We start from the raw sequence: 13,112 nt of genomic DNA, 5'->3' as shown, positions 1-13,112 counted from the left end.
CATGCAATTACGGTTGGAGGCGCTGGACGGCCATTTGAGCAAATCGCTGTCGCAGCTGTACGTCATCACCAGCGACGAGCACTTGCTGGCGCTGGAGGCTGCGGACAAGATCCGCAAGACCGCGCGCGCGCAGGGCTATTCCGAGCGCGACGTGCTGACCGTGGAGCGCAGCTTCAAGTGGGGCGAGCTGCTGGCCGCCAACCAGGCGCTGTCGCTGTTCGGTGACAAGAAGCTGATCGAGCTGCGCATCCCGACCGGCAAGCCGGGCAAGGATGGCGGCGCGGCGCTGCAAAATTATGTAAAAGATCTGAGTCCGGACAACCTGACTTTGATCACGCTGCCAAAGCTGGACTGGCAGACGCAGAAGGCGGCCTGGGTCGCCAGTCTGCAACAGGCGGCGGTGTATATCGACATCCCGCAGGTGGAACGGGCGCATTTGCCCAATTGGATAGGCCAGCGCCTTGCCGCACAAGGGCAGAGCGCGGACCGGCAGAGCATTGATTTCATCGCGGATCGCGTGGAAGGCAATCTGCTTGCGGCCCATCAGGAGATTCAGAAACTGGCCCTGCTGCACGAGCCGGGCAAGCTGACCTACGAGCAGGTGCACGACGCGGTGCTGAATGTGGCGCGCTACGATGTGTTCAAGCTCAGTGAGGCGATGCTGTCGGGCGATCCGGCGCGCCTGGTGCGCATGCTGGAAGGCCTGAAAGGCGAGGGCGAAGCGCTGCCGCTGGTGCTGTGGGCGGTGTCGGAGGAAATCCGCACGCTGCTCAAGCTGAAGGCCGGCATGGCGCAGGGCCGTCCGCTGGGGGCGCTGCTGAAAGAGCACCGCATCTGGGGACCGAAGGAACGCATGATGGACCCGGCGCTGCGCCGCATTTCGCTGCCGACGCTGGAAGCGGCACTGAAGGACGCCGCGCAAGTGGACAAGATGATCAAGGGTCTGCGCGCGAAAGCGCACGCCGGCGATGCCTGGGACGCCATGCTCCAACTGGCGCTGAAGGTCGCCCGCGGCTGACCCGCTCGAACGGGACAACGATGGATATCAAGCACTACATGGAACAACTGGGCCAGCAGGCGCGCAAGGCATCGCGCGCCATGGCCCGTGCCGACAGCGCGCAGCGCAACCGCGCGCTGACGCTGATCGCCGACGCGATCGAACGCGATGCCGACGCCCTGCGCGCCGCCAACAGGCAGGACATGGACGCCGCCGCCGCCAACGGTCTGGCGCCGGCCATGCTGGACCGCCTGGCCCTGTCGGACAAGGCGATCGCCACGATGGTCGAAGGCCTGCGCCAGATCGTCGCGCTGCCGGACCCGATCGGTGAAATCTCCGGCCTGAAATTCCGCCCGACCGGCATCCAGGTCGGCCAGATGCGCGTGCCGCTGGGCGTGATCGGCATCATCTACGAGTCGCGTCCCAACGTGACGGTGGACGCGGCGGGCCTGTGCATCAAGAGCGGCAACGCCACCATCCTGCGCGGCGGCTCGGAAGCGATCCACTGCAACCGCGCGCTGGCCAGGCTGGTCAAGGAAGGTCTGACCGGCGCCGGCCTGCCGGAAGACGGCGTGCAAGTGGTGGAGACCACCGACCGCGCCGCCGTCGGCGCCCTGATCACCATGCCGCAGTACGTGGACGTGATCGTGCCGCGCGGCGGCAAGGGCCTGATCGCGCGCCTGATGGAAGAGGCCACGGTGCCGATGATCAAGCACCTGGACGGCATCTGCCACGTCTACATCGACGCCAAGGCCGACATGAAGAAGGCGGTCGACATCGGCTTCAACGCCAAGTGCCACCGCTACGGCACCTGCAACACCATGGAAACGCTGCTGGTGGCGCGTTCGATCGCGCCGGCGGTGCTGCCGGAACTGGCCAGGCTGTACGCGACCAAACAGGTCGAACTGCGCGCCGATCCGGAAGCGATGGCGATCCTCGCCGCGGCCGGCTACCCGCACCTGGTGGCCGCCACCGAAGAGGACTGGTCGACCGAATACCTGGCGGCGATCCTGTCGGTGAAGATCGTCGCCGACATGAACGAGGCGATGGAGCACATCAACCATTATTCGTCCAAGCACACCGAGGCGATCATCACCGAAGACCATACGGCGGCGATGCGCTTCCTGCGCGAAGTCGATTCGGCGTCGGTGATGGTCAACGCCTCGACGCGTTTCGCGGACGGTTTCGAATACGGCCTGGGCGCGGAGATCGGCATCTCCAACGACAAGCTGCATGCACGTGGCCCGGTCGGCCTGGAAGGTCTGACCTCGCTGAAATACGTGGTACTTGGCCACGGAGAAGTAAGACAATAAGGAGCGTTATGCTGTACCTCTGGATCAAAGCACTGCACATCTTCTTTGTGATGGCCTGGATGGCCGGCGTGTTCTACCTGCCGCGCATCTTCGTCAACCTGGCGATGGAGACCGACAAGAACACCACCGCGCGCCTGCTGCTGATGGCGCGCAAGCTGTATCGCTTTTCGATGTGGCTGTCGGTGTTTGCGGTGCTGTTCGGGGCGGCCCTGATCTATATGGCGTACGGCGCGCACATGCCGGGCTGGCTGCACGCCAAGCTGACCCTGGTGGTGCTGGTGATCGGCTACCACCATATGTGCGGCGGCATCCTGAAGCGCTTCGAGCGCGGCGAGAACAAGCGCAGCCACAAGTGGTTCCGCGTATTTAACGAGTTGCCGGTGTTTGCGATGCTGGCGATTGTGCTGCTGGTGGTAGTCAAGCCTTTCTAAGGAAGCGTCATGAGCAAAGTTTGCCAGTACTTCTTTGCAGCGCATTCGCCGTGGGCCTACCTGGGCCATGAGCGCCTGGTCGCCCTGGCGGCCAGGTATGGCGTGCAGATTGAATTGAAGCCCTGCGATCTGGGCAAGGTGTTTGGCGTGTCCGGCGGCTTGCCGCTGGCGAAGCGCGCGCCGCAGCGGCAGGCTTACCGCCTGCTGGAGCTGGCGCGCTGGGCGGAACACCTGGAGATTCCGCTCAAGACGCAGCCGCAGTTTTTCCCGGTGTCGCCGGAGCTGGCCAACAAGATGATCGTCGCCGCGCGCATTTCGCACGGCACCGACGTGGCCTTGCGGCTGACCGGCGCCATCATGCGCGCGCTGTGGGCGGAAGACCGCAACGTCGGCGACGAGGCCACGCTGGCGCAGATCGCCGGCAGCTGCGAGCTCGATGGCCGCGCGCTGATCAAGTCGGCCGAAACGGCCAGTGCGCAGGCGGAGTATGACCGTAATACGGAGGACGCGAATGCACTGAGTGTGTTCGGTTCGCCGTGGTACGTGCTGGAAGGCGAGAGTTTCTGGGGCCAGGATCGTCTGGACTTCCTGGAACGCGCAATGATGAAGTAAACGGCGCCGCGCCCGCGTGGGCGGCGCGCATTTTTTTAACGGACAAAAGGTACACCTATGGCATCCTTCTTTTGCCCATGCCCGCGCGGCATGGAAGCGGCGTTAGCCGAAGAACTGCGCGAAATCGCGCAACAAAGCACCACCATGAAGGTGCACAACGAAGTCCCCGGCGGCGTGCACGCCTCGGGCGAGCTGACCGACGCTTACCGCATGAACCTGCACTCGCGCATCGCGTCGCGCGTGCTGATGCGCATGGCCGCCGGCGGCTACAAGAACGAGAACGACATCTACGACCTGACGCTGGAGCAGCCGTGGGAAGAGTGGTTCGGCTACGACCACACCATCCGCGTGGATCTCACGGCGGTGAAGTCGCCGCTGAAAAGCCTGGAATTCACCACGCTGAAGATCAAGGACGCGATCTGCGACCGCTTCCTCGATCAATACAAGAAGCGTCCTTCGGTCGATACCAAGGAACCGGACATGCGTATCTTTGGCTTCGTCGACGCGCACCAGTTCATCGTTTACCTGGACACTTCGGGCGAGGCGCTGTTCAAGCGCGGCTGGCGTACCGAGACCGGCGACGCGCCGCTGCGCGAGAACCTGGCCGCCGGCCTGCTGCGCGTGTCGGGCTGGAAGCCGGGCATGCCGCTGTTCGACCCGATGTGCGGTTCCGGCACCATCCTGTGCGAAGCGGCGCAGATGGTGCAGGGCGTGCCGCCGGGCGCGCGCCGCCGTTTCGCGTTCGAGAAGTTCCATGATTTCGACGCCGCGCCGTGGCAGGACATGAAGGCGGCGATCAAGCCGAATCCGCTGCCGGCCGCACCGACCATTTTCGGTTCCGACATCTCGGGCGATATGGTGGAGATGGCGCGCCACAATCTGCGCAGCGCGGGCATTCTGTTTGACGTGCCGTTGAAGCAGATCGAGGCGCAGCAGGTGCAGGCGCCGACCACCGAGCCGGGTATTTTGCTGACCAATCCGCCGTATGGCGAGCGGATTGGCGTGCGTGGCGACAGCACGGTGCCGCAGGATGAGATGGCGAACAGTTTCTATGCCGATTTCAGTTCGACGCTGAAGCAGCGCTTTGCTGGCTGGACGGTGTATTTGTTCACGGCGGACCTGGGCGTGCCGAAGCTGCTGCGCTTGAAGGAATCGCGCAAGACGCCGTTCTTCAACGGCGCGCTGGAATGCCGCTTGTTCCGCTTCGATATGGTGGCGGGGTTCAACCGCCGCGAAGCCGCGAAGCCAAAAGAAATCTAACCGCGCTGAACCCCGCAGGGCCACGCGGGGTCTGACCCCTCTGGGGTCAGACCCTAGCCTATGCGCACCGCTTGGGGGGGAAAGCGCGCGCCGAAAGGAAAACGATTTATGCTGCCAACTCCGTCCGCCGACCTGCCCGACCAGGACGATGACCTCGATGTGCCTCCCCCTGAACCGTCGCACCGCAAGCCCCTGACCGCCGCCGCGCTGGCCGTCATGCTGGCTGCGCTGTCGATGATCGGGCCGTTCTCCATCGACGCCTATCTGCCGGCTTTCCCCAATATCCAGGCCACGCTGCACGCGACGCCGCTGGAAGTGCAGCAAAGCCTTACCTTCTATATGCTGGCCTTCGCCGGCATGGTGCTGTGGCATGGCGCACTGTCCGACGCCTTCGGCCGCCGCAACGTGATCCTGGTGTCGCTGGCCATGTTCGCCATCGGCACGCTGGGCTGCGCCGCCGCCCACACCGTCCACTACCTGTGGGTGTTCCGCATCATGCAGGGCGTGTCGGCCGGCGCCGGCGTGGTGGTGGGACGCGCCATCATCCGCGACCTGTATGACGGCCCCGCCGCCGCGCGCCTGCTGTCGCTGGTGACCATGATCTTCTCGATCGCGCCGGCCATCGCGCCGGTGCTGGGCGGCTGGATCGTCACGCTGTTCGACTGGCGCTCGATCTTCCTGTCGCTGCTGGCCTACAGCACGCTGCTGTTCATCTTCTGCTACCGCCGCCTGCCGGAGACGCTGCCGCCGGAAAAGCGCCACCCGTTCAATCCGCGCCACCTGCTGCGCAACTACAGCGAAATCCTGCGCTCGCCGCTGTTCCACCTGAAGACCGGCGTGGTGGCGCTGAACTTCGCCGGCCTGTTTATCTATATCTCGGCGGCGCCCGTGTTCCTGCCCGAGCAGCTGCACCTGGGCGCCTCGCAGTTCGCCTGGCTGTTCATTCCGTCGGTGGGCGGGATCTTCCTCGGTGCGCTGGCGGCCAACCGCATCGCCGGCAAAATGACATTTTCGCGACAGATCGGCATCGGCTTCTGCTTCCTGCTGGCGGCCGCCACCATCAACGTGATCTACCACGCGTTCCTGCCGCCGGCGCTGCCGTGGACGGTGCTGCCGATGCTGTTCTATACCTTCGGCATGTCGGTGGTGGCGCCCGGTGCGACCTTGCTGGCATTGGACCTGTTCCCGCACATCCGCGGCACGGTGGCCTCGGTGCAGTCGTTCGCGGTGACGCTGCTGGGAGCGATCGTGGCGGGGGTGATCGCGCCTTTCCTGGCACACTCGGCGCTGTGGCTAGCCCTCGGACAGATGGGCTTTTGTGCCTCTGCTCTAGCTTTGTGGTTGACGTCGCGTCATTACCGGCGCATGCTAACGCGCTATCCGGGCTGATAAATATTAACGACAAGAAATTGACTTAGTTTAGGAAGAAATTTTGCTCGGTGTTAAGTTATTATCAGACTTTATGCTAAGATAATTTTTTGGCGCGATTATTTTAGGCTTCAAACGCGCTTGGAACCCGCATAAAACCTAACGTCGGTGGAATTTGGCCGTTGAATTCCATCCCCTGATCGATGTCTACTGGCGGCAATGTTTGATACGATGCATCAACAATCTGACCATGATATTCGCAATCGACTCTTGATTGCCCGTCTGCCGGCCATGCCGCAGATCCTCATCAAGTTGATTGAGCACCTGCAAGCCGACGACGCCGGCATGCCGGAGCTGGCCGCCCTCATCGCCAAGGATGCGGCGATGACCAGCAAGATCCTGACCGTCGCCAACAGCTCGGCCTACCATCGCAATCAGCGCACGGTGGGCCTGGAGCAGTCGCTGGTGTCGCTCGGCACCGACATGATCAAGACGCTGGTGATCAGCGAATCGGTGTTCCAGACCTTCAACAGCTTCCCCCATTCGGCCAGCACCGACCTGCGCGGCTTCTGGAAAGGCTCCTTGACCACCGCCGTCATCGCGCGCGACATCGCCCGCCAGATGGAATATCCGCACGTCGAAGAGGCCTACCTGGCCGGCCTGCTGCACAACGTCGGCCGCCTGGCCTTGCTGGCCACGGCGCCGAAAGAATACGCCTTCAACTTCACCGCGCGCGACGACGAAGACCTGTGCGCCGTCGAACAGCGCACGCTGCAAATCACCCACTCGGAAGCGGGAGCCTGGCTGATCGAACGCTGGAACCTGGATTCCTTCCTGGCCGACAGCGTGCTGTATCACCATGAGCCGATCACCCGCCTGGAAGCGGCGCATCCGCTGATCCGCATCGTGCGCCTGGCGCACCTGCTGTGCTGCCACGAAGACCTGGAAGATGCGATCGAGGACGCGGCGCGCCTGTGCAACCTCGATGGCGACAAGCTGGAACAGATCATCAGCAACGCCGCGCGCCAGGTGGAAAAGTCCGCCAACTACCTGGGCATCGACCTGGCCGGCGCCGACGACATCGTGGCGCCCGCGGCCTACGCGCCGCCGGTGGTCGATCCGGTGCAGCAGCGCCTGTCGGAAGAAGTGCGCAACATCATGCTGGTGTCCGAGATGGGCCAGACCTTCGCGCGCCAGCACGGCGAAGCGGGCCTGCTGGAAGCGATCACCCGTTCGGCGCGCATCCTGTTCGACCTGGAAAACGCCGTGCTGCTGCTGGAGAATCCCACCGGCCACGCGCTGCACGGCATGGCCACCGGCGACCACCAGCAGCGCCTGGCCGAATTCGTCATCCCCCTGAACAAGGGCGGCGCCGTGGCGCAGTCGGCGCTGGAGCGCAAGCTGGCGTATGTGAGCCGCGATGGCCAGGCCAACAGCGTGTCGGAAGAACAGCTGTTCCGCATCCTCGGCAGCGACAGCATGGTATGCCTGCCGCTGGTGGCCAACCAGCGCTGCCTCGGTGTGCTGATCGGCGGCGCGCCGGCCTGGCAGCTGCAAGGCCTGCAAAAGCGCGAGCGCTTCCTGCAATCGTTCGGCACCCAGGCCGCCGCCGCGCTGGAAACGGCGATGAGCGAGCGCGGTCACGCCAAGCGCCAGATCGCCCATGTGGCGGAGGAATACCGCGAAGCGTCGCGCCGCGTGGTGCACGAGGTGAACAACCCGCTGTCGATCATCAAGAACTACCTGTCGGTCCTGGACAGCAAGCTGGCGCGGCGCGAGCCGGTGGTCGGCGAGATGTCGATCCTGAACGAGGAGATCGACCGCGTCGGCCAGCTGATCAACGGCCTGGCCGACCTGCAGCCGACCGAAACCTCGCGCGTCACCGACGTCGGCAAGGTGGTGGACGACGTGCTGCGCCTGTTCCGCGCCACCGACTTCGTGCCGGCCTCGGTGCAGATCGTGGTGCGCATGCAGGAGGAGCCGGCCGAGATCGACGGCGACGCCGACCTGCTCAAACAAATCCTGGTGAACCTGATCAAGAACGCCGTCGAAGCCATGGCCGACGGCGGCAAGATCGAGATTTCGAACCGCGGTCACGTCAATCGTGAACGCAAGCTGTATCTGGAACTGGTGGTCAGCGACACCGGTCCAGGGCTGTCGGCCGAAGTATTGGCCAACCTGTTCTCTCCTGTTCGCAGCAGCAAGGAAGGCGCGCATCACGGGCTCGGACTGTCCATCGTCCATAGCCTGGTGAAGAAAATGCAAGGCCTGATTACCTGCCGTTCGGGCAAGACGGGTACTACCTTTGAAATCCTGCTGCCCGCCAAGGGCAGTACCAGCCAAGTCGCCGGCGTGCAAACGCGGGTGATGGATTCCGCTTAAGTTAAGGCCATGATGAATCTGAACTCTTTCGACCTAGCCCCCGTCGAACCTTTGTCCGCCGATAACTGTCCCCGCCTTCTCCTTGTAGATGATGAACCGCGTTTGCTGTCCTCACTCTACGAACTGCTGCGCGATCGCGATTACCATCTGGTGACCGCGACCTGCGGCAGTGAAGCGCTGGCCCAGCTGACCAAGCTGAAATTCGATCTGATCCTGCTCGACCTGCGCCTACCCGATATGAGCGGCCACGAGATCATGGATTACATCAACGCTCGCGACATCGACTGCGATGTCATCATGATGAGCGGCGATGTCGGCATCGAAGCAGCCATCGGCGCGCTGAAGCGCGGCGCCTACGACTACCTGCGCAAGCCATACAGCCGCGAGGAGCTGCTCAAGACGGTGAAGAACGCGCTGCAGAAGCGTCAGCTCGCCGTCGAGAACGAGCGCATCGCCGGCCAGCTGGAAAACTCGGAAAAGATGTACCGCTATCTGGTCGATTCGTCGCCGGACATCATCTACACCTTGAACCACGAAGGCAAGTTCACCTTCATCAACGACCGCGTGCAGCAGCTGCTGGGCTTCAGCCGCGAAGAGCTGATCGGCAAGCACTACTCGGTGCTGGTGCACGATGAAGACCAGGAGCGCGCGCGCTACGCCTTCAACGAGCGCCGCGTCGACGAACGCGCCTCGCGCAACGTCGAGCTGCGCCTGAAGTGCAATGTCGGCAGCGGCGCCGGCGGCGGTGTCGAGCGCACCTTCAACAACACGCTGATGACGATTTCGCTCAACGCGATCGGCATGCACATTCCCGACCACGACGTGAAGACGCGCGAGTTCTTCGGCACCTACGGCGTGGCGCGCGACATCACCGACCGCAAGCGCGCCGAGGAAGTGATTTCCTACCAGGCCTACCACGACATCCTGACCGACCTGCCGAACCGCATGCTGTTCAAGGACCGCCTGGGCCTGGCCGTGATCCAGGCCAAGCGCAAGCTGACCGAACTGGCGGTGATGTTCGTCGACCTGGACCGCTTCAAGCTGGTCAACGACACGCTGGGTCACGTCAAGGGCGACGAGCTGCTGCAACAGGTGGCCACGCGCCTGAAGGACTGCCTGCGCCGCGGCGACACGCTGGCGCGCCAGGGCGGCGACGAATTCACCATCGTGCTGCCGGAGCTGCGCGACCGCCAAGACGCCAAGGCCATCGCCGACAAGTTCCTGGAAAGCCTGCAACGGCCGTTCGATCTCGATGGACACGAGGTGCACATCTCGGCCTCGATCGGCATCGCCATCTATCCGGGCGACGGCGAGACCATCGACGAGCTGCTGCGCCACGCCGACATCGCCATGTACCAGGTCAAGGCGCTGGGCAAGAATGGCCACAGCTTCTATCACAACTCGATGCTCGACGTGTCGCACCAGAAGATCGCGCTGGAGCAGGCGCTGCGCAAGGCGCTGGAGCACAACGAGCTGGAAATGTACTACCAGCCGCAGGTCGACGTCTCGTCGGGGCGCATCATCGGCGCCGAAGGGCTGATGCGCTGGAACCATCCGCAGCGCGGCTTGCTGTCGGCCGGCGAGTTCCTGCCGTTCGCCGAAGAGAATGGCCTGATGCTGCCGATCTCGGACTGGATGCTGGGCGCCCTGTGCCGCGACCTGCTGCAATGGAACGCGGCCGGCGGCGAGGCGATCCGCCTGTCGCTGAACCTGTCGCCGCAATACCTGGACCGGGGCGACTTCTTCGAGAAGATGCGCGGCGCGCTGACGCGCTACGGCATTTCGCCGGCGCAGATCGAAGTCGAGATCACCGAGAACATCTGCATTCGCAATCCGCAGTATGCGATCGAGCAGCTCAACAAGTTGTGCCAGCTGGGCGTGTCGGTGGCGATCGACGATTTCGGCACCGGCTATTCGTCGCTGGCGTATCTGCACCGCTTCCCGATCCACACCATCAAGATCGACCAGTCCTTCGTCAAGGAGATCCACGACGAGAACGGCCACTATCCGGTGATCCTGGCGATCATCTCGATCGCGCGCGGCCTCGGCCTGCACCTGGTGGCGGAAGGCGTGGAGACCGACATCCAGGCGCGCTACCTGGAGGCCAACGGCTGCAGCACCATGCAGGGCTATCTGTACCACCGGCCGATTTCGCTGGCCAGCTTCATCGACGTGCTGCAGGAGCAGAGCCACCGCCTGTCGCCGCCGGTGGGACTGCATGCGGTGCCCAGCCTGGTCGACCATCAACCGGCGATGATCGCGATCCAGGCCTGATTAAGCAAGCATGACGAAATACAGTCCCAACGAAGCCGATGCGAATAACGGCAGTACCTACACTGCTGAATTCCTGCGCGTGAAGGGACTGGCCGAGCGCGGCGTCGCCAACGCCCAGCACAGCCTGGGCTTCATGTATTTCAACGGCCAGGGCGTGGCGCAGAGCTTCGAGTTGGCGGTGGTGTGGTATCGCCAGGCCGCGCAGTCGGGACTGGAGCACGCGCAGTACAACCTGGGCGTGATGTACCAGAAGGGTCAGGGCGTGGCGCAGGACTTCGAGGAGGCCGCGGCCTGGTATCGCAAGGCGGCGGAGCAGGGCTACGCGGCGGCGCAGTACAACCTGGGCTGGCTGTACGCCAAGGGCCAGGGCGTGGCCAACGACACGCAGCAGGCCATGCACTGGTTTGCCAAGGCCGCCGAACAGGGCGACGCCGGCGCGCAGAACAATCTCGGCATGATGTACGACACCGGCAAGGGCGTGCCGCAGGACTTCAAGCAGGCCATCTTCTGGTATCGCAAGGCGGCGGAGCAGGGCTATGCGCGCGCGCAGTTCAACCTCGGCCTGCGCTACGACAATGGACAGGGCGTGCCGCAGGACGTGGGGCAGGCGCTGTCGTGGTATCGCAAGGCGGCCGACCAGGGCTATGCGCCGGCGCAGTTCAACCTGGCGCTGCGCTTCGACAAGGGCGACGGCATCACGCAGGATTCGCAGAAGGCCATCCTGTGGTATCGCCGCGCGGCCGAGCAGGACCACGCCAGCTCGCAGTTCAACCTGGGCCTGATCTACGATAACGGCCAGGGCGTGCCGCGCGACGAGCAGAAGGCGCTGGACTGGTATCGCAAGGCGGCCGAACAGGGCCACGCGGCGGCGCAGAACAACCTGGGCCTGCGCTACGACCATGGCCAGGGCGTCGAGCAGGATTACGAACTGGCGCAGCTCTGGTATCGCAAGGCGGCGGAGCAGGGCTTTCCCGACGCGCAGTACCATCTGGGCCTGCTGTACGACGCCGGCCATGGCGTGGTGATGGATCATCAGGAGGCCATCTTCTGGTATCGCAAGGCGGCCGACCAGGGCCACTTGCGCGCGCAGTTCGACCTGGGCCTGCGCTACGAAACGGGACGCGGCGTGCCGCAGGATTACCGCAAGGCGATGGGCTGGTACCGGCGCGCGGCCGAGCAGGATTACGCGGCGGCCCAGTACAGCCTCGGTCTGCTGTTCGACAACGACGACGGTCCGCAGCCCGACTGCCACCAGGCCAACCAGTGGTATCGCAAGGCGGCCGAGCAGAATCACACGCAGGCGCAGTTTGCGCTGGGTCTGCGCTACGACAACGGCCTTGGTGTGCCGCGCGACTACGCGCAGGCGCACCACTGGTATCTGCAGGCCGCCGGCCAGGGCCACGCGCGCGCGCAGTTCAACCTGGGCCTGATGTACCTGGCCGGGCAGGGCGTGCCGGCGGACGCCGGCCAGGCCTGGCTGTGGCTGGCCATGGCCGAACGCGCCGGCTTTGCCGCCGCCGCGCGCTACCTCACCAGCGCCGCCAGCCGCATCGAACCGGCCCACCTCGCGCAACTGCGCGAGCGCATGGAAGCGTCGCCGGGCTGAGCGCCGCGCTCAAGTCTTTTCTTCCGCTGTCGTTAATAAGACGTTAAGTGCCGTTCTGTCGCGTCCATGCAAATCAACACCAATCTCGAGTCGCTCAACGCCCAACGCAGTTACACGCGTTCGGGCGCGGATCTGGCCGTGCATGTGCAGCGCCTGTCCAGCGGCCTGCGCATCAATTCGGCGAGCGACGACGCGGCCGGGCAGGCGATCGGCTCGCGCATGACGGCGGCGGTCAATGGCCTGCACCGCGCCGCGCAAAACATCAACGACGGCATCTCGCTGGTGCAGCTGGCCGATGGCGCGGCCGGCCGGTTGACGGAAAATTACCAGCGCATGCGCGAGCTGGCGGTGCAGGCCGCCAACGACAGCAACAGCAAGCTGGACCGCCAGTCGCTCCAGCAGGAGGTCGATGCGCTGGTCGCCGCCAATGTCGATATCGTCGACAGCACGCGCTTCAACAATCAACCGCTGCTGGACGGTTCGTTCTCGCGCCAGCTGCAGGTGGGCGCCAACGCCGGCGACAGCCTGGAACTGCGCCTGCCGCGCGCGGTGATCATGCCCGGCAGCGCGCTGGGCTGGGTGAACGTGGCGCCGCAGCAGGCCAGCACCGCCGGCACGGCGGTATTGGGCGCGCTGCAATATGGCGATTTGATCATCAACAATGCTGCGGTGGGGGCGTCGGTGGCGGGCGCGCAGCCGGCGCAGGGCGCCGACAGCGCCTATGCGCTGGCGGCGGCGATCAATGCCGCCAGCATCACCGATATCTCGGCGTCGGCCGTGACCACGCTGACCGGCGCCGTCGGCGCCAGCGGCTCCCTGGGCAATGGCGCGCTGGCGGTCAACGGCGTGGCGGTCGGCGCGATTTCCGG

At 64.5% G+C, this 13,112-nt stretch carries 10 protein-coding genes; all 10 read left to right on the top strand.

Annotated elements, in window-relative coordinates; all coding sequences use genetic code 11:
• Position 1: 1 nt before the first annotated feature.
• Positions 2–1,018: a DNA polymerase III subunit delta gene (holA, locus tag GJ695_RS16655; RefSeq protein ID WP_154366628.1), complete on the top strand. Its 1,017-nt coding sequence runs from the start codon at positions 2–4 to the stop codon at positions 1,016–1,018.
• 20 nt (positions 1,019–1,038) lie between these two features.
• Positions 1,039–2,310, top strand: a complete 1,272-nt coding sequence (locus GJ695_RS16650) for a glutamate-5-semialdehyde dehydrogenase (protein WP_154366626.1) — start codon at positions 1,039–1,041, stop codon at positions 2,308–2,310.
• Positions 2,311–2,318: 8 nt separating this feature from the next.
• A complete protein-coding gene (locus GJ695_RS16645; RefSeq protein WP_154366623.1) occupies positions 2,319–2,741 on the top strand; it encodes a CopD family protein in 423 nt (140 codons plus the stop codon).
• Positions 2,742–2,750: 9 nt separating this feature from the next.
• Entirely contained in the window at positions 2,751–3,353 is a 603-nt protein-coding gene (locus tag GJ695_RS16640) for a 2-hydroxychromene-2-carboxylate isomerase (RefSeq protein WP_154366621.1), read from the top strand.
• A 57-nt stretch (positions 3,354–3,410) separates the two neighbouring features.
• Positions 3,411–4,613 (top strand): THUMP domain-containing class I SAM-dependent RNA methyltransferase, encoded by a 1,203-nt coding sequence (locus GJ695_RS16635; RefSeq protein ID WP_371866538.1) that lies wholly within the window; start codon positions 3,411–3,413, stop codon positions 4,611–4,613.
• A gap of 108 nt (positions 4,614–4,721) precedes the next feature.
• Entirely contained in the window at positions 4,722–6,002 is a 1,281-nt protein-coding gene (locus GJ695_RS16630; RefSeq protein ID WP_154366619.1) for a multidrug effflux MFS transporter, read from the top strand.
• Between the two features lie 270 nt (positions 6,003–6,272).
• A complete protein-coding gene (locus tag GJ695_RS16625) occupies positions 6,273–8,363 on the top strand; it encodes an HDOD domain-containing protein (protein WP_154366803.1) in 2,091 nt (696 codons plus the stop codon).
• A 12-nt stretch (positions 8,364–8,375) separates the two neighbouring features.
• Complete coding sequence (locus GJ695_RS16620) at positions 8,376–10,637, top strand: EAL domain-containing protein (RefSeq protein ID WP_154366801.1); 2,262 nt, start codon at positions 8,376–8,378, stop codon at positions 10,635–10,637.
• A 10-nt stretch (positions 10,638–10,647) separates the two neighbouring features.
• Entirely contained in the window at positions 10,648–12,243 is a 1,596-nt protein-coding gene (locus GJ695_RS16615) for an SEL1-like repeat protein (RefSeq protein WP_154366618.1), read from the top strand.
• 66 nt (positions 12,244–12,309) lie between these two features.
• A partial coding sequence (locus GJ695_RS16610) for a flagellin N-terminal helical domain-containing protein (protein ID WP_443090089.1) occupies positions 12,310–13,112 on the top strand: 803 nt, incomplete at its 3' end.

Origin of the sequence: Duganella alba (assembly GCF_009674495.1) — a bacterium.
GTDB classification, from domain to species: Bacteria; Pseudomonadota; Gammaproteobacteria; order Burkholderiales; family Burkholderiaceae_D; genus Rugamonas; species Rugamonas alba.
Note: the sequence above shows the minus strand (reverse complement) of the source record. Positions and strands in the feature narration are given on the sequence as shown.